Below are 17,269 nucleotides of genomic sequence, written 5' to 3'. Positions count from 1 at the left end.
CAATATGGGATGCGCGCAATTGGCGGCGCATCTGAAAATCGTTTTCGATGGCCGGCTTGCGCCGCCATCCGCTTTATTTACCTTCCTTCACGGATCCGCACTCATGCAAATCTCCAAAAACACCGTCGTGACCCTCCACTACGAGATGTTCGACGCTGACAACAACCTCCTCGACAAGACCGAAGAGCCGATCAGCTATCTGCACGGTGGCTACGACGGCATCTTCCCGCTGGTGGAAGAAGCTTTGGAAGGCAAGGCCGTTGGCGACGCCATCGACGTCAAGATGACGCCGGACGACGCTTTCGGCGACCCGGAAGAAGAACTGATCCGCTTGGAAGACCTGGACGTGTTCCCGGCTGACGTCGAAGTCGGCATGATGTTCGAAGCCGACGATCCGGAAACCGGCGACGTGCTGCTGTTCCGCGTCACCGACATCGCCGACGGCAAGGCCGTGGTCGACGCCAACCACCCGCTGGCCGGCCAGAGCATCCGCTTCACCGCCAAAGTAGTGGAAATCCGCGCCGCCAGCGCCGATGAAGTCAGCCATGGTCACGCCCACGGCGAGCACGGCCACCACCATTGATCAGGCATCCGGCCCTGCCGGCACCGGCGTCATTGTAATGCTTTTGCCGGCGCGCCGGCCTGATTTCGACAAAGGCGGCCCATTGGGCCGCCTTTGTCATGCCTGAGCGCGAACGCTCCGGCGCTATCCCAAGCGCGTGCGCCGCCAGCGCCAACAACCCGCGGCCAGCACCAGCGCGCACACCGCCAGCCTCAGGCCGTACTCCTCATGGCTGCCCGGCTTGTACAACAGCCACAGCAGCTGCAGCGCCAAGGCCGGCAGCATCAGCGACTGCAGCCGCGCGCTCAAGCCCGCCGGCCATCCCCGAGGCCAGGCCCAGCGGCAAGCGGTGCTCATGGACGCCCATCCCAGCAAGGCGCCCACCGTCACATCCAGCGGCCAGTGCACGCCTATCGCCAAGCGCGACAGCATCACCAAGGCCACGGCCGCCGTCAGCAAGGCTCCGCGGCGCAAGACGCCTGAATAATAAAGAAAGCTCGCCAGCGTGGCGGATGCCATCGCATGGCCGGAGGGGAAAGAGCCGTTGCCGGGTAAATCGTCCAGCAATTGCACCGAGCCCGACGGCAGCGCCAACGGCGGTCGCGGCACGGCGAAGCCCGCCTTGAGCACGATGGCCAGAAACACGCCGACGCCGCAGCCCGCCAACAAGGCCGGCAGCTTGTCCGGCCGCCGCCAGCTCAAGGCCAGCAGCAGGGCCAGCACCGTGGGCCAGTCGCCCAGCACGCTCAACAGACGCCAGAACGCGCCGGGCGCGACGCGGCCGGCTTCATGCAAAATCAGGAATAAATCGCGATTGAAGACCGGAGACGCCGCCAGCGGAATCGCCAGCGGCAATAACAACAACGCCGGCCACAGCCGGCGCAGACAGGACAACTTAAACCACATCAGTCAGCTTTCATCGTTGCGAGGGTGATTCGATCCAGACCCGCCAGATCGACAATGGTTTCCACTTGCAGCAAACCCGCGTCGGCGAAAAGCCCGCGCACCGCCTCGCCCTGGTCGTAGCCGTGCTCGACGATCAAGCCGCCGCCCGGCGCCAGCCGTCGCGGCGCGTCGGCGGCGATGGCGCGCAGACAGTCCAGCCCATCGGCCTCGTCGGTCAGCGCCATCCGCGGCTCGAAACGCACATCCCCCTGCCCCAGGTGTTCGTCGTCGCGCTGTATATACGGCGGATTGGACACGATGAGATCGAAGACCGCGTCCTCGGGCAAGGCTTGATACCAGCTGCCCTGATAAAAATCGACGCGCGCGCCCAGGCGTTCCGCGTTGCCGCGCGCGATGGCCAGCGCCTCCGGCGACAGATCGACGGCGCAGACCCGCCATGCCGGCGCCTCCAGCGCCAGCGTCGCGGCGATGGCGCCGCTGCCGGTGCCCAGGTCGACAACGCGGGCGGCGCGGTCGCCAAACCTCTGCAAAGCCGCCTCGATCAAGTGCTCGGTTTCCGGCCGGGGGATCAATACCTGCGGGCCCACGGTGAAATCGCGGCCGTAGAATTCTCGCCGGCCGATCAGATAGGCCACCGGCTCGCCAGCGGCGCGCCGGGCGGCCAGCCCGCGGAAACACGCCTCCTGTTCCGCGCTCAGCGTCTGTTCCGGGTAGGCCGCGATGCGGGCGTGAGTCAGCTCCGGCGCCGCCTGCTGCAATAGCATGCGGGCTTCCAGGCGGGGCAAGGGGTATAGGCGCAGCGCCTCGGCTATCGTCAGCATGGTCTTCACAACAGGAACAGGGTGGCGAGACCCAGGAAAATGAAAAAGCCGCCGGAGTCGGTGCAGGCGGTGATCAGCACGCTGGAGCCCAGCGCCGGGTCGCGGCCGGAGCGCTGCATCAGGCAGGGAATCAACACGCCCATGGTGGCGGCCAGCATCAGATTGAGCAGCATCGCGCCCAGCATCACCAGACCCAACGAAAAGCTGCCGTACAACAGCCAGGCCACGCTGCCTATCACCCCGCCCCACAGCACGCCGTTGATCATGCTGACTCGCAACTCCTTGCGCCACAAGCGCCAGGCCTGGCTCAGCTGCATCTGCCCCATGGCCAGCGCGCGCACGATCATGGTGATGGTTTGATTGCCGGAGTTGCCGCCGATGCCGGCGACGATGGGCATCAGCGCGGCCAGGGCCACCAATTGGGAAATGGAGTGTTCGAACACGCCGATCACCCGCGAGGCGATGAAGGCGGTGCACAGATTGATCGCCAGCCAGGCCCAGCGGTTCTTCACCGAATCGATCACCGGCGCGAACAGGTCTTCTTCCTCTTTCAAGCCGGCCAGATTCAGCACTTCGCTGTCGGATTCCTCCCGGATCACGTCCACCATCTCGTCCACGGTCAGCCGGCCGATCAGCTTGCCGGCCTCGTCCACCACCGGCGCGGTGATCAAGTCGTAGCGTTCGAAGGCCAGCGCCGCGTCGGCGGCGTCCTCGTCCGGGCTGAAGCTGACCAGCTCGGTGGCCATCACTTCGGCCACCAAGGCGTCGGGGTCGGACACCAGCAGTTTGCGGATGGACAGCACGCCCTTGAGCAGGCCCAAGTCGTCGATGACGAAGATTTTGTCGGTATGCGCCGGCAGTTCGTCGAAACGGCGCAGATAGCGCAGCACCACTTCGCAGCTGACGTCGGCGCGAATCTTGACCAGGTCGAAGTCCATCAGCGCGCCGACCTTGTCCTCATCGTAGGACAGCGCGGATTGCAGCTGGGCGCGCTCTTCCTCGTCCAGGCCGCCCATCACTTCGTACACCACCTGGCGCGGCATGTCCGGCGCCAGTTCGGCCAGTTCGTCGGCGTCCAGTTGCTCGGCGGCGTTGACCAGCTCGCCGTGCTCCATCACTTCGATCAGCGATTCCCTGACCGCGTCGGACACTTCCAGCAGGATGGCGCCGTCGCGCGCGCCGCCCACCTGGTCCCAGACCAGCAGGCGGTCTTCCAGCGGCAAGGCTTCCAGGATATGGGCGACGTCGGCCGGGTGCAGCTGCTCCAGCTTCAGCCGCAGCGCTTCCAGATTGTAATGCGGGGCCAGCGGGTCCGTCGGCGGCTCGGACGCCTCCTGACGGGATACAAGATCTTCCAACTGCCGCTGGCGCTCGATCAGGCGCTGCACCAGGGCCAGGCTTTCTTGCAGACGATCGGCGGATTGTTGCTTGAAGGCAACCGTCATGCACGTCTCCTTCCGCCCAGATGGCGCGCGCGGCGCGGGCGGTCTGAGGCGGGCGTTATTCTCTAACGGTAAATCGGGATTGGATTACGGGGTAACTGGGTAAGTCCATTGCGTAGCCGCCATGCCTCGCGCATGGCGCACTCAAAGAAAGTCGCGATTGTAACATGCCGCCTGCGCCGCTCCAATCCGGCCCCCGGGCGCTCACGGCAGTTCCACATAGCCCATACGCCGCTGGATGATGCGGGTCTTGCGCGCCAGGCCCGGCGCGCCGCGATGGCTGTCGTAATAGCGCGGATTGGGCACCATCGCCGCCAGCTTGGCCGCCTGCGACGAAGACAGCCGCGCCGCGCTGGAGCGGTAGTAATAGCGCGAGGCCGCCTCCGCGCCGAAAACCCCGTTGCCCCACTCGATCACGTTCAGGTAAATCTCGAAAATGCGCCGCTTGTCCAACACCGTTTCCAGCATCACCGTGATCAAGGCTTCCTCCACCTTGCGCCACGGCGTCTTGCTGCTGGACAGGAACAAATTCTTGGCCAGCTGCTGGCTGATGGTGGAGCCGCCGGCGACGATCTTGCCCTTCTTCAGATTTTTTTCGAAAGCGGCCTCGATGCCGTCCCAATCGAAACCTTCGTGATCGACGAACTTGGCGTCTTCCGACGCGATCAGCGCGCGCTTCAGATTGGGCGAGATCTGCTCGTAACTCACCCATTTGTGGCGCAGCTCCGCCTCGGGGTCGTCCTGCTGCAGCTTGGCCAGCTGTTCGTTCATGAAGGCGCTGGCCGACGGATTGTGGCCGCGCCAATAAACGATATGGCCGAAGATCCACAGGTTATACAGCAGAAAGGCGGCCATCAGGGCCGCCAGTACTTTCAGGAAGAGACGCATCATCTGACTCGCGAAGCGAGCCCCCTCGCAGGGCAAGGGGGATTGGGATTCAAACCGCGGGAGGGAAAAGCGACGCCTTGTTGATGGGTCCGGACCCGCCGGACCCGGCGAGCGTCAGGCCAGCACTTCCCGCAGCATATTGGTCACCTTGCGGGTGGCCGGCTCCACGCCGCGCCAGATGGCGAAGGACTCCGCCGCCTGCTCCACCAGCATGCCCAGGCCGTCGGCCAGCATGCCGGCGTTTTCCGCCTGCGCGCGTTGCAAGAAAGGCGTCAGGCCCTTGCTGTACACCATGTCGTAAGCCAGGGTGCGCGCGGTGAACAGGCCGTAGGGGATGGGCGGCAATTCATTGCTGAGGCTGGTCGAGGTGGCGTTGATCACGATGTCGAAGCTGCGGCCCTTCAATTGCTCGTAGCCTATGGCCTCCACCTTGCCCCAGGGCGCGAAGTGATGCGCCAGCGCCTCGGCCTTGATCAGCGTGCGGTTGGCGATGGTCAAGGAGGCCGGCTTTTGCGCCAGGATGGGTTCCAGCACGCCGCGCACCGCGCCGCCCGCGCCCAGAATCAGCACCTTGGCGCCGGCGATCGGGTAGTCCAGATTATCGACGATGTCGCGCACCAGGCCCACGCCGTCGGTGTTGTCGCCGTAGATCTTGCCGTCGCGGAAGCACAGGGTATTGACCGCCTCCGCCGCGCGGGCGCGCTCGGTCAGCTCATTGGCGAAACGGTAGGCGTCGCCCTTGAACGGCAGCGTGATATTGAGGCCCTTGCCGCCGGCGGAGACGAACTCGGCCACCACCTCGTTGAAACGCCCCAGTTCGGCGAACAACTTGTCGTAAGCGATATCCTGGCCGGTGGCCGTCGCGAATTCGTTATGGATGAACGGCGACTGGCTGTGCGAAACAGGGTTGCCGATAACGGCGTAACGGTCGGTCATGAGTCAGCTTTCCAAGATTTGGCTATGTTTTCGGTATTCGGATAGAGAGTGGCTAACAAAACCCCGGCGCCTCGTCGCGCTTGGCTTTGTTGGCGGCTCTCGTCGCGTCCGCGCCGCCCTGCCGGCGGCGCTATGACACTTTGCCGTGGAATACGCCAAACTTCAACCACGACGTCGCCGCGCCGGCCCCGGCTCAGCCTTGTTGCCAGGGCAGGCCGCGCGCTTTCCAGCCGCCCACGGTGTTGCGGTGGCCGTCGGCGTCCTTGTCGCCCTCAAACCCCTCCAGCACGTTGTAGGCTTCGGTGTAACCGGCGGCGGCGGCCATGCGCGCCGCTTCGTCCGAGCGCACGCCGGAACGGCACATCAGCATCAGCACGCCGTCCTTGGGCAGCATGTCCTGCAATTGCTCGATGAAACGCGGATTGGGCTGCATGCCGGGAAAGCTCCGCCACTCCAGCCGCTGGGCATAGGGCACCACGCCGACGAACTGCCATTCCGCCGCGCTGCGCACGTCCAGCAGCACTGCTTCCGGCATCGCCTGCTTCAGCTGGTGCGCTTCCTGCGGCGTCAAGGCGCCGCGATAGGGCAAGCCCTGTTCTTCCGCCCGGCGCCGCGCCTGTTGCAATAGCCGCGTCATCTGATCCATGCAAGCTCTCCCCGCGGCCCGGCCGCCTTGTCGAACCGCCGACACCCCTTGACGCTGCGCCGGCCGGCCTCAGCGTCTTAGCGGGGTTTTGTCAGCCGCTCTCGTTACCTTATATACGGAATATACGGATTATCCATATCGACGAAGACGGCTGCAATGCCGTCAACGCCCTATTTTGGTGCATAAGCCGAATCCAGGCACCACCCTGGTTCATTCAACTCCGCTAGCGCCCGGTTTTGGGCTATGACACAATGGAATCTCAGCGATTTCATAGCTGGCACGCTTAATGCTTAAGAGCCTGCCATCCACTCATTCGCACATGATGCATGTAGCCTTTCAGGAGAAAACCATGGCGGTTGCAGACGTAGTCAAGCTGATTACCGAAAATGATGTCAAGTTCATCGACCTGCGCTTTACCGATACCCGCGGCAAAGAACAACACGTGTCGATTCCGGCCCATGTGCTGCTGGACGATCCGGACGCATGGTTCGAACACGGCCACGCTTTCGACGGTTCCTCGATCGCGGGCTGGAAAGGCATCCAGGCATCCGACATGCTGTTGATGGCCGACCCGGCCACCGCCCGCATCGACCCGTTCTACGACGAACCCACCGTCTTCCTGCACTGCGATGTGATCGATCCGGCCGACGGCAAGGGCTACGACCGCGACCCGCGCTCCATCGCCAAACGCGCCGAAGCCTATCTTAAGGCTTCCGGCCTGGGCGACACCGCCTATTTCGGCCCGGAACCGGAATTCTTCATCTTCGACAGCGTGACCTGGGGCACAGACATGTCCGGCTGCTTCGTCAAGATCAAGGCCGAAGAAGCCGCCTGGGCGTCCGCCGAAGAGTTCGAAGGCGGCAATATGGGCCACCGCCCGGGCATCAAGGGCGGTTACTTCCCGGTGCCGCCGGTGGATTCCTCGCAGGACATCCGCTCCGCCATGGTGCTGCTGCTCGAAGAGCTGGGCATCCCGGTGGAAGTGCACCACCACGAAGTGGCCACCGCCGGCCAGAACGAGATCGGCACCAGGTTCAGCACCCTGACCCAGCGCGCGGACTGGACCCAGATCCTGAAATACGTGGTGCACAACGTGGCCCACAGCTACGGCAAGACCGCCACCTTCATGCCCAAGCCCATCGTCGGCGACAACGGCTCCGGCATGCACGTGCACCAGTCCATCTGGAAGGACGGCAAGAACCTGTTCGCCGGCGACGGCTACGCCGGCCTGTCCGAAACCGCGCTCTACTACATCGGCGGCATCATCAAGCACGCCAAGGCGCTGAACGCGATCACCAACCCGGGCACCAACTCTTACAAACGCCTGGTGCCGCACTATGAAGCGCCGGTGAAGCTGGCCTACTCCGCCAAGAACCGCTCCGCGTCCATCCGCATTCCGCATGTGGCCAGCCCCAAAGGCCGCCGCATCGAAGCGCGCTTCCCGGACCCCTTGGCCAACCCCTATCTGTGCTTCTCCGCTCTGCTGATGGCCGGCCTGGACGGCATCCAGAACAAGATCCACCCGGGCGACGCCGCGGACAAGAACCTGTACGATTTGCCGCCGGAAGAAGACAAGCTGATCCCGACCGTGTGCGCCAGCCTGGACGAGGCGCTGGCCGCTCTGGACAAGGACCGCGAGTTCCTGACCCGCGGCGGCGTGTTCTCCAATGACTGGATCGACGCCTACATCGAGCTGAAGATGCAGGAGGTCAACCTGACCCGCATGACCACCCATCCGGTGGAATTCGCGATGTATTACTCGCTGTAATACCGGCGCATGGAAAAACGGCAGCCTCCGGGCTGCCGTTTTCATATATGACTTGTCCGGCGGATTTGCATATCATTGCAGAGCTGAAACCCGGAACTCGACACGCCGCCCATGAAAACTCTATCGCTTTGTCTCTTGCTGTTGCTGAGCGCCTCCGCTCACGCCACCGTTTACAAGTACGTGGACAAAGACGGCAACGTCACTTTCACCAATGTGCCGATACGCGGCGCGCAGGCGATCCGGCTCAACCCGCTCTCCTCCTATCCCAGCCAGCACAAGAAAAGCGCCTCCCCCGCCAATAGCAGCGGCGGCAACGGAGACGCCAAGCCCTCCGGCAGCTACCCCAGCGTCGATCCCGGCACCCAGAAGCAGCGCGACAACGGCCGCCGCAAGATCCTGGAACAGGAGCTGGCCAATGAGCAAAAAGCGCTGAGCGAGGCGGAAAAAGCGCTGACCGACGGCAAGGCCACGCGCAACGGCGACGAAACCCGCAATTACCAGAAATACCTGAACCGGGTGCAGAAGCTGCAGGACGAAGTCACCGACCGCCAGAAAAACGTGGAAGCCTTGCGTCGCGAGCTGGGGCAGAACTAGTTTGACGCACCATCATGGTGCATACTGAAAAGAAATGGGCCATTCCCGGGCGCGCGGGCATGGCCCGAATTTTGCTCAGCCTGCGCAAGCCCTCCGCCTCAGCCTACAGGACACACCGCACCATGCCGCCGACCAGCTTTGCCGGACTAGAACTGCTGGACACCCCCGTGCTGATCGTCGACGCCGACGGCGCGCTGCATTTCGTCAATCCCGCATGCGAGAACCTGCTGGCGCTGGGCAGCCGCGAGCTGCGCCGCCACAGCCTGTTCGATCTGTTCCAGCCCTGCCCGGCGCTGCGCCAGGCGCTGTCCACCGCGCTGCGCCACAACGCCAGCTTCATCGAGCACGATCTGGAACTGATCCCGCAGCACAGCGAGCAGGCGCTGCACATCGCGCTGTCGGTGGCGCCGGTGGACGCGGACGGCGGACTCGCGCTGATCGAATTGCGGCCGCTGGATCAGCAGTTGAAGATCGCCAACGAGGAACGGCTGCTGCTGCAACACCAGGCCAATCGGGAGCTGATCCGCAACCTGGCGCATGAGATCAAGAACCCGCTGGGCGGCATCCGCGGCGCGGCGCAATTGCTGGAGCACGAGTTGCTGGACCGCCCGGAGCTGAAGGAATACACCGCGGTGATCAAGGAGGAGGCGCTGCGGCTGCAATCGCTGGTCGACCGGCTGCTGGCGCCGCACCGCAGCCATGTGCGCGGCGAGATCAATATCCACGAAGTGCTGGAACGCGTGCGCAGCATCGCGCTGGCCGAATATCCGCAGGGCCTGCAGATTCGCCGCGACTACGACACCAGCCTGCCCCAGCTGGTGGCCGACAAGGAACAGCTGATCCAGGTGGCGCTCAACATCGTCAAGAACGCCGTTCAGGCGATGAAGGGCCGCGGCCAATTGATTCTGCGCACCCGGGTGGCGCGCCAGGTGACGCTGGCGCGCAAGCGCCACACCCTGGCATTGAAATTGCAGATCATCGACGACGGTCCCGGCATCCCCGACGAGATCAAGGACCATATTTTCTACCCGCTGGTCACCGGCCGCGCCGAAGGCACCGGCCTGGGACTGACCCTGGCCCAGGCCTTCGTCCACCAGCACGGCGGCAATATCGAATTCGACTCCCGGCCGGGACAGACCTGCTTCACCGTGACCTTGCCTTTCGCCACGGATTGAGCGGCCCCGTCCACCCCAAACACATTGCCGCCGCCCGCTCACGCCGGCGGCGCCGAGCACAAGGATTTCGCGATGAACCAAGCGGTATGGATTATTGACGACGACAAGGCGATACGCTGGGTGCTGGAAAAGGCGCTGGGGCGCGCCGGCATCGGCTTCGACAGCTTCGCCAGCGCCGACGACGCGCTGAACGCGCTCTACGACCGCGCCCCGCAAGTCATCATTTCGGACATCCGCATGCCGGGCACCGACGGGCTGAAATTCCTGTCCAAGGTCAAGTCCGAGCACCCGACGCTGCCCGTCATCATCATGACCGCGCACTCCGACCTGGATTCCGCGGTGGCGGCCTTCCAGGGCGGCGCCTTCGAATACCTGCCCAAACCCTTCGACGTCGATCAGGCGGTGCTGCTGATCGAGCGCGCGCTGGCGGAAAGCCGGCCGGACATCGCGGTCAGCGATCATCCGGAAGCGATGCCGGTGCTGCTGGGCCAGGCGCCGGCGATGCAGGACGTGTTCCGCGCCATCGGCCGGCTGTCCCAGTCCAACGTCACCGTGCTGATCACCGGCGAATCCGGCACCGGCAAGGAGCGCGTGGCCGAGGCCCTGCACCGCCACTCGGTGCGCGCGGGCAAACCCTTCATCGCGCTGAACACCGCCGCCATTCCCAAGGACTTGCTGGAGTCGGAACTGTTCGGCCATGAAAAAGGCGCGTTCACCGGCGCGCAAGCCACCCGTCGCGGCCGCTTCGAGGAGGCCGAGGGCGGCACCCTGTTCCTGGACGAGATCGGCGACATGCCCACCGAGCTGCAAACCCGGCTGCTGCGCGTGCTGTCCGACGGGCACTTCTACCGCGTCGGCGGCCACACCCCGATCAAGGCCAATGTCCGCGTCATCGCCGCCACGCATCAAAACCTGGAACAGCGCGTGCGCGACGGCCAGTTCCGCGAAGACCTCTACCACCGCCTGAACGTAATCCGCCTGCGGCTGCCGCCGCTGCGCGAACGGCGCGAGGACATCCCGCTGCTGGCCCGCCACTTCCTGGCCAAGAGCGCCACCCAGCTGGGCGTGGAACCCAAGCGGCTCAGCGACGCCGCCATGGACGTGGTCAAGCACAGCCTGTTCTCCGGCAATGTCCGCGAACTGGAAAACCTGTGCCAGTGGATCAGCGTGATGGCGCCCGGCCAGACCGTGGAAGTGGCCGATCTGCCGCAGGAACTGCGCGACCCGGCCGCCGGCGCGCGCCATGCCGGCGGCGCGGAAGCGGGACAGCTTGACTGGCCGCAGCTGCTGGCCGAAGAGGTCAGCCGCCGCCTGCGCGCCGGTGAGGCCGGCATCATCGACGAGCTGACCCGGCGCTTCGAAACCAGCTGCATCCGCAGCGGCCTGACCCATACCGGCGGCCGCAAAGTGGAGGCCGCCCACCTTCTGGGCTGGGGCCGCAACACCCTGACCCGCAAGATCCAGGAACTGGGTTTGGAAGCCCATGCCGATGAAAGCCATGACAAGGCCGATCTCGGACTCATAAAATGAATCCATGATCATTCCGCAAGGACCCGCCCATGTCCAAATCCGCGCTGGCGCTGCTCACCCTGCTGGCCGGCGGGTGGGTCCACGCCGCTCCCGTCCTGCGCATCGTCGTCGGCAGCGCCGAACCGGCGCCCTTCATCCAACAGACCTCCTCGCAACTGTCCGGCCCCGTCATCGACCTCGCCCGGCAAGCGGCGGAACACTGCGGCCTGCACGCCCAGTTCCAACAGCTGCCGGCGCGACGCCTGCTGCGCAGCCTGGCGCTGAACCAGGCCGACGCCGCCGCCATGCTCTCCTTCCAGACTGACCGCGCCAAGCAGATGCTCTATCCGATGCGCGGCGAGCTGGCGGACAGCCGGCTGAGGCTGACCGCGCTGTCCTACGTGCTCTACGTTCCGCAAACTTCAACACTGCGTTGGGACGGCCACCGGCTGGACCTGCCCGAGGACGACAGCGTCGGCGTCAATCGCGGCTGGTCGGTCATCCGCGTATTGAAAGCCCGCCGGATTCCCACCGAGGCCGGCGCCGATCTGGAAGAAAATTTCGCCAAGCTGCAGGCGGGCCGCATCGCCGCCTTCGCCATGCACGAACCCGGCGGCGACGCTTACCTGGCGCAACACCCGCAGCTGCGCATGAAAAAGCTGCTGCCGCCGCTGAAGACCGAAAACAGCTATCTGGTGTTCGGCAAGGCTTACGGCCAGGCGCATCCGGAACGCATGCGCTGCGTCTGGAATCAATTGCCGTCGCTGCGCCGGCAATTGGACCTGCCCTAAGAGCCGGTTCACAGTCTCGTGAGCAAGGGCGAGACCAGCGGAGAAAGCGGAATCTACTCGTGGCGCATGAGCATGTCGCAGACGGCGCGCAGCCGATCGTAAACCGCTTCCCAGTCAGGCGGCCGCGCCCAGCGGCGTCAGCCCCGGCAAGGTGGCGAAGCTCTGCTCTCTCACCGTGACCAGAAAATCCTGCATATAGGCGAGGCCGCCGTCGTCGCTGCGCACCGCCGCGTACAACTCGCTGCTCAAACCGCTCTCGCCTATCGGCCGCGCCACCACGTAGCCGCGCTCCAGATAGGGTTTGACCGCCCAGTAGGGCAAGGCCGCCACCCCGCGGCGGCTGGCCACCAGCTGGATGATGGCGATGGTCAGCTCGCTGCTGCGCCGCGCCGGGTTGACGCCCGCCGGACGCAAAACCTTGCGCACCAGATCCAGCATCTCGTCCGGCACCGGGTAATGGATCAGCGTTTCCCCGGCGAAGTCCTCCGCCAGCCAGCAGCGCTTGTTCGCCAGCGGGTGATCCCGCGCCACGATGCCCACCATCTCATAAGCGAACAGCGGCTGGTAATCGACGCCTGCCTGCGGCTCCGCCTCCGACACGATGGCCAGATCGGCGCGATGGCTCAGCAGCAGGCTGACCGGATCGGTGTGGAAGCCGGACACGATGTCCAGTTCAACGCCCGGCCAATGCTGGCGGAATGCGTCCATCGCCGGCATCAGCCAGTCGAAGCAGGTATGGCACTCCACCGCCACCCGCAACTCGCCGGCCTCCCCCTGGCGCAGCCGCGCCAGATCGCGCTCCGCCGACGCCACCCGGGCGTTCAGGTCGTGCGCCAGCGCCAGCAGCCGCTCGCCGGCGGCGGTGAAGCGCAGCGGCTGGGTCTTGCGCTCGAACAAGCTCATGCCATAGCCCTGCTCCAATTGTTTCAACTGGTGCGAGAGCGCGGACTGGGTCAGGAACAGGCGGCTGGCCGCCAAAGACACGCTGCCGGTTTCGGCCAGCGCCAGCAGGGTGCGCAGATGTCGGATCTCCAAAAAGCTCATCATGAATTCATTTCATGTTAACTGGCAAAATAATGAGTTTGTATCATACAACAGCTTGCGCAATGCTAGGGACATCACGAACCAAGGAGTCCGCCATGACCACCCTGCACCTGCTCGGCTTTCCCCACATCGGCGCCAAGCGCGAACTGAAGACCCTGCTGGAAAACTACTGGAAAAACGAAATCGACGAAGCCGCGCTGCTGAGCGGCGCGCGCGAACTGCGCCAGCGCCACTGGCTGCTGCAAAAAGGCGCCGGCGTGGAACTGTCCCCGGTCGGCGACTTCTCCCTGTACGACCACGTGCTGGACGCGCAGCTGCTGGTGGGAGCTATTCCGCCGCGCTTCGGCTTCGACGCCGCCCGGCTGAGCACCGAGCAATATTTCCAACTGGCGCGCGGCAACGCCGGCCAGCCGGCGCTGGAAATGACCAAATGGTTCGACACCAACTACCACTACCTGGTGCCGGAATGGCATGAGGACACCGCCTTCCAGGCGCAGCCGGAGCGCCTGCTGGCGCAAGTGCGCGAAGCCCAGGCCCTGGGCCTGCGCGCCAAGCCGGTGCTGCTGGGACCGCTGTCGCTGCTGTGGCTGGGCAAGGCCAAGCACGCCGGCCTGGACAGGCTGTCCTTGCTGCCCGCCCTGCTGCAGGCTTATCGCGACGTGCTGGCCGCGCTGGCGGCGGCCAAGGTGGAATGGGTGCAGATCGACGAGCCCATCCTGGCGCTGGACCTGCCGCCGGAATGGCTGGCCGCCTTCGAGCCCGCCTACCGGCAATTGCAGGACGGTTCCTTGAACCTGCTGCTGGCGACTTACTACGGCAGCGTCGCCGAACACGCCGAGCTGCTGCAACGCTTGCCGGTGGCCGGCCTGCACCTGGACCTGGTGCGCGCGCCGCTGCAACTGGCGGCCTTCGCCGACGGCTGGCCGCAGGACAAGGTGCTGTCCGCCGGCGTCATCGACGGACGCAATATCTGGCGCGCCGATCTGTCCCGCGTGCTGGCCAGCCTGCAACCCTTGGCCGCCGATCTGGGCGAGCGTCTGTGGATCGCCCCCAGCTGCTCGCTGCTGCACGCGCCCTTCGACCTGGCCGCGGAAACCCAGCTCGACGTCGACGTCAAAACCTGGCTCGCCTTCGCGGTGCAAAAACTCAATGAGCTGAAAGTGCTGAAACGCGGCGTGGAGCAAGGCCGCGAAGCCATCGCCAATGAATTGGCCGGCAGCGACTACGCCCGTCAGCAGCGCGCCGCCAGCCCGCTGATCCACCGCCCCGAAGTCCAACAGCGCCTGGCCACGCTGCCGGCCGACGCCGACCGCCGCCACAGCGCCTATCCGGCGCGCGCCGCCGCGCAGCAAGCCTGGCTGAAGCTGCCGCTGCTGCCCACCACCACCATAGGGTCCTTCCCGCAGACGGCCTCCATCCGCGGCGCTCGCGCCGCCTTCAAACGCGGCGAGCTGTCCGCCGACGCCTACCGCCAGGCGATGCAGCAGGAAATCGAGCTGGCGATCCGCCGTCAGGAGGCTTTGGACATCGACGTGCTGGTGCACGGCGAGGCCGAGCGCAACGATATGGTGGAGTACTTCGGCGAGCAATTGTCCGGCTTCGTGTTCACCGCGGGCGGCTGGGTGCAAAGCTACGGCAGCCGCTGCGTGAAGCCGCCCATTTTGTTCGGCGACGTGGCGCGGCCGCAAGCAATGACCGTGGAATGGGCGGAGTACGCGCAAAGCCTGACCCCGCGTCCGGTCAAGGGCATGCTGACCGGCCCGGTCACCATCCTGCAATGGAGCTTTGTCCGCGACGACCTGCCGCGCGGCGAAGTCTGCCGCCAGATCGCCCTGGCGCTGAACGACGAGGTGCGCGACCTGGAGACCGCCGGCATCCGCGTGATCCAGATCGACGAACCGGCCATCCGCGAAGGCCTGCCGCTGAAGCGCGCCGATCGCGCCGCCTATCTGGATTGGGCCGGCGAGGCCTTCCGGCTGTCTTGCCACGGCGTGGCCGACGCCACCCAGATCCACACCCATATGTGCTATTCGGAGTTCGGCGACATCCTGCCGGCCATCGCCGCGCTGGACGCCGATGTGATCACCATCGAAACCTCGCGTTCGGACATGGAGTTGTTGCAGGACTTCGGCCACTTCCGCTATCCCAACGCCATCGGCCCCGGCGTCTACGACATCCACAGCCCGCGGGTGCCGCCGGAAGCCGAAATCCAGCAGCTGCTGGAAAAGGCGCTACAGGTGATCGAGCCGGAAAAACTGTGGGTCAACCCCGACTGCGGCCTGAAAACCCGTGGCTGGCCCGAGGTGGAAGCCGCGCTCTCCAGCATGGTCAAGGTCAGCAAGACGCTGCGCCGGCGTCTGGCGCAGGAGGCCGACGCCGTCGTTTGAAGCGTTCAATCTGCCGGCACAATAGAAAAGGCCCCTCGATCGAGGGGCCTTTTTTCGTTCCGACTCAAGGCTGCAACATGCCCGGCGTCATCATCGCCTTCAAACGCGTCTGCTCTATGCCGTGGCGCTCGCGGTGGCTCAACCACCAGATCGAGCCCTTCTTCACGCTCCACAACTGCTGCTGCTCGGACAACAGGCTGGACGCCAGCCAGCCGATATAGGGCTGATGGCCGACCAGCACCACGGTGCGGTCCGTCTCCGGCCAGCCTATCGCCTCCAGCACCTCCTCCGGCGACGCCGTCGGGTTCAGCGCCGGCAAGGTCTGAAAGCTTTTCGCCAGCAAGGCCGCCGTCTGCTGCGAACGCTTGGCCTCCGAGGCCAGCAGCAGATAATCGCGCGGCAGGCGCACCCGCAGCCAGGACGCCATCTGGCTGGCCTGCTGCTGTCCGCGCCGCGTCAGCGCGCGAGCCAGATCATCGGAGCCGTCCTCGGCCTCGGCGTGGCGCCACAAAATCAAATCCATACACACCCCTCGTCAAATATTTTTAATTCGGCGCAAGCGAGCCAAGTCGGGCACCCGCCCAGGGCGGGATGCGCGGCTTGGCGCGACTGCGAAATGAAAACCGCCGGCGCGCTACAACGGGAACAGCGCCAGCAGCAAGGGCACCAGCAAGGCGGTGAGCACCCCGTTCAAGCCCATCGCCAGGCCGGCGAAGGCGCCCGCAGTCTCCGACAGCTGAAACACCCGCGCCGTTCCAATCCCGTGCGCGGAAATGCCGGTGGCTACGCCCAGCGCCATATCGTCGCGCAGGCGCAGACCGTTGAACAAGGGCCGCGCCGCCACCGCGCCGAAAACGCCGGACAGGATCACGCACATCGCCGCCAACTCCGGCACCCCGCCTATGCTTTGCGACACGCTCATCGCGATCGGCGTGGTCGCCGCCCGCGTGCTCAGCGACAGCAAAACCTCGCGCGGCAAGCCGAACAGCCAGCCCAGGCCCACGGCGCTGACGACGCCGGTGACGCCGCCCAAGGCGATGCTCAGCGCCAGCGGCCCGGCCGCGCGCTTGAGCCGGCTCAGATTGCCGTACAAGGGCACCGCCAAAGCCACCGTCGCCGGCCCCAGCAACATCTGTATCCACTGCGCGCCCTGCATGTACTGCCGGTAATCGGTGCGCGTCAGCAATAGCCAGCCCAGCACCAGCAACACCCCGATCAAGACCGGGTTGGACAGCGGATGGCCGCGGCAACGGCGATTAAACCCCAAGGCCAGCCGGTAAGCCAGCAGCGTGATGAACACCCCGGTCAGCGGCGACTCCCTCAACGCGGACAATACGCCGAAGCTAGTCATGCCCGCCTCCTCGCCGCCGCGCCAGCATCCAATGCAAGGCCAGCCCCGGCACCAGCAAGGTGATCAAGGTCGACAAGACCAGCACCGCCGCCAGGCGCGCGCCGTAATCGGCCAGCAAGGCTTGATACGCCAGCACCGCGCCGCCGGCCGGGATGAACAGCAAGGACATATGCGCCAGAAAACGCGGCGCATGGGTCTGCAGCGTCGCCGGCACCCCGCGGCGGGCGCACAAGGTGACGAACAGCAGCAGCATGCCCAGAACCGGTCCCGGCACCGGCACGCCCAAACCGCGCGACAAGACCTCCCCCGCCAATTGATAGCCCAGCAGCCACAGCGCAGTCTCCATCATGCGATCATTCCTCCTTCCCCTTGATGACGCCATGATAATCCGCCGGCTTGCGCTTGGGGATAGACAGATGGGCGCGCGTCGCGTCGCAGAAGGGGCGGGA

The 17,269-nt window shown here is 65.3% G+C and carries 17 protein-coding genes; 7 read left to right on the top strand and 10 right to left on the bottom strand.

All coding sequences use genetic code 11. The features are described from left to right. Positions 1-103: 103 nt before the first annotated feature. The gene (locus tag DB032_RS05050) at positions 104-583 is read left to right on the top strand and encodes a peptidylprolyl isomerase (RefSeq protein ID WP_107798510.1); all 480 of its coding nucleotides are present in this window, start codon (positions 104-106) and stop codon (positions 581-583) included. 123 nt (positions 584-706) lie between these two features. Here the strand turns inward: DB032_RS05050 and DB032_RS05045 are convergent, their stop codons facing one another. The 6 genes from DB032_RS05045 to DB032_RS05020 all read right to left on the bottom strand — a co-directional run bounded on the left by DB032_RS05045 (position 707) and on the right by DB032_RS05020 (position 6,201). Then, a complete protein-coding gene (locus DB032_RS05045) occupies positions 707-1,468 on the bottom strand; it encodes a phosphatase PAP2 family protein (RefSeq protein WP_107798509.1) in 762 nt (253 codons plus the stop codon). After that, positions 1,468-2,286 carry a peptide chain release factor N(5)-glutamine methyltransferase gene (gene prmC, locus DB032_RS05040; RefSeq protein ID WP_107801692.1) on the bottom strand — a complete coding sequence of 273 codons (819 nt, stop codon included), beginning with the start codon at positions 2,284-2,286 and terminating at the stop codon, positions 1,468-1,470. The genes DB032_RS05045 and prmC overlap by 1 nt, the downstream gene beginning before the upstream one ends. Before the next feature lie 8 nt (positions 2,287-2,294). After that, entirely contained in the window at positions 2,295-3,734 is a 1,440-nt protein-coding gene (mgtE, locus tag DB032_RS05035; protein WP_107798508.1) for a magnesium transporter, read from the bottom strand. 201 nt (positions 3,735-3,935) lie between these two features. Further along, positions 3,936-4,622, bottom strand: a complete 687-nt coding sequence (gene mtgA / locus DB032_RS05030; RefSeq protein ID WP_199225817.1) for a monofunctional biosynthetic peptidoglycan transglycosylase — start codon at positions 4,620-4,622, stop codon at positions 3,936-3,938. A 111-nt stretch (positions 4,623-4,733) separates the two neighbouring features. Next, positions 4,734-5,555, bottom strand: a complete 822-nt coding sequence (gene aroE / locus DB032_RS05025; protein ID WP_107798507.1) for a shikimate dehydrogenase — start codon at positions 5,553-5,555, stop codon at positions 4,734-4,736. A gap of 193 nt (positions 5,556-5,748) precedes the next feature. Beyond that, the gene (locus DB032_RS05020) at positions 5,749-6,201 is read right to left on the bottom strand and encodes a rhodanese-like domain-containing protein (protein WP_107798506.1); all 453 of its coding nucleotides are present in this window, start codon (positions 6,199-6,201) and stop codon (positions 5,749-5,751) included. Between the two features lie 349 nt (positions 6,202-6,550). On the opposite strand from DB032_RS05020, the gene glnA reads away from it, so the two are divergent. The 5 genes from glnA (at position 6,551) to DB032_RS04995 (ending at position 12,038) form a co-directional block, all read left to right on the top strand. Next, entirely contained in the window at positions 6,551-7,969 is a 1,419-nt protein-coding gene (gene glnA, locus DB032_RS05015; protein WP_107798505.1) for a glutamate--ammonia ligase, read from the top strand. Positions 7,970-8,080: 111 nt separating this feature from the next. Next, the gene (locus DB032_RS05010; RefSeq protein ID WP_107798504.1) at positions 8,081-8,563 is read left to right on the top strand and encodes a DUF4124 domain-containing protein; all 483 of its coding nucleotides are present in this window, start codon (positions 8,081-8,083) and stop codon (positions 8,561-8,563) included. A 122-nt stretch (positions 8,564-8,685) separates the two neighbouring features. Beyond that, positions 8,686-9,738, top strand: coding sequence for a nitrogen regulation protein NR(II) (gene glnL, locus DB032_RS05005; RefSeq protein WP_107798503.1), 1,053 nt, complete (start codon positions 8,686-8,688; stop codon positions 9,736-9,738). A gap of 72 nt (positions 9,739-9,810) precedes the next feature. After that, the gene (ntrC, locus tag DB032_RS05000; RefSeq protein ID WP_107801688.1) at positions 9,811-11,268 is read left to right on the top strand and encodes a nitrogen regulation protein NR(I); all 1,458 of its coding nucleotides are present in this window, start codon (positions 9,811-9,813) and stop codon (positions 11,266-11,268) included. A gap of 29 nt (positions 11,269-11,297) precedes the next feature. Next, complete coding sequence (locus tag DB032_RS04995) at positions 11,298-12,038, top strand: ABC transporter substrate-binding protein (RefSeq protein ID WP_107798502.1); 741 nt, start codon at positions 11,298-11,300, stop codon at positions 12,036-12,038. A 114-nt stretch (positions 12,039-12,152) separates the two neighbouring features. Here the strand turns inward: DB032_RS04995 and DB032_RS04990 are convergent, their stop codons facing one another. Next, positions 12,153-13,085: a LysR family transcriptional regulator gene (locus tag DB032_RS04990; RefSeq protein WP_199225816.1), complete on the bottom strand. Its 933-nt coding sequence runs from the start codon at positions 13,083-13,085 to the stop codon at positions 12,153-12,155. An 11-nt stretch (positions 13,086-13,096) separates the two neighbouring features. Here DB032_RS04990 and metE point away from each other — a divergent pair, with 11 nt between their 5' ends. Continuing rightward, entirely contained in the window at positions 13,097-15,469 is a 2,373-nt protein-coding gene (gene metE, locus DB032_RS04985; protein WP_370445187.1) for a 5-methyltetrahydropteroyltriglutamate--homocysteine S-methyltransferase, read from the top strand. A gap of 64 nt (positions 15,470-15,533) precedes the next feature. Here metE and DB032_RS04980 read toward each other — a convergent pair whose 3' ends face one another. The 3 genes from DB032_RS04980 to DB032_RS04970 all read right to left on the bottom strand — a co-directional run bounded on the left by DB032_RS04980 (position 15,534) and on the right by DB032_RS04970 (position 17,169). Next, on the bottom strand, positions 15,534-15,992 hold the full coding sequence (locus tag DB032_RS04980) for a histidine phosphatase family protein (RefSeq protein WP_107798500.1): 459 nt from the start codon (positions 15,990-15,992) through the stop codon (positions 15,534-15,536). A gap of 111 nt (positions 15,993-16,103) precedes the next feature. Continuing rightward, entirely contained in the window at positions 16,104-16,820 is a 717-nt protein-coding gene (locus DB032_RS04975; RefSeq protein ID WP_107798499.1) for an LrgB family protein, read from the bottom strand. After that, positions 16,813-17,169 (bottom strand): CidA/LrgA family protein, encoded by a 357-nt coding sequence (locus DB032_RS04970; RefSeq protein WP_107798498.1) that lies wholly within the window; start codon positions 17,167-17,169, stop codon positions 16,813-16,815. The genes DB032_RS04975 and DB032_RS04970 overlap by 8 nt, the downstream gene beginning before the upstream one ends. Positions 17,170-17,269 lie beyond the last annotated feature (100 nt).

It is taken from the genome of Chromobacterium sp. Panama (assembly GCF_003052555.1).
Lineage (GTDB): Bacteria > Pseudomonadota > Gammaproteobacteria > Burkholderiales > Chromobacteriaceae > Chromobacterium.
This window is presented reverse-complemented; position numbering and strand designations above follow the sequence as displayed.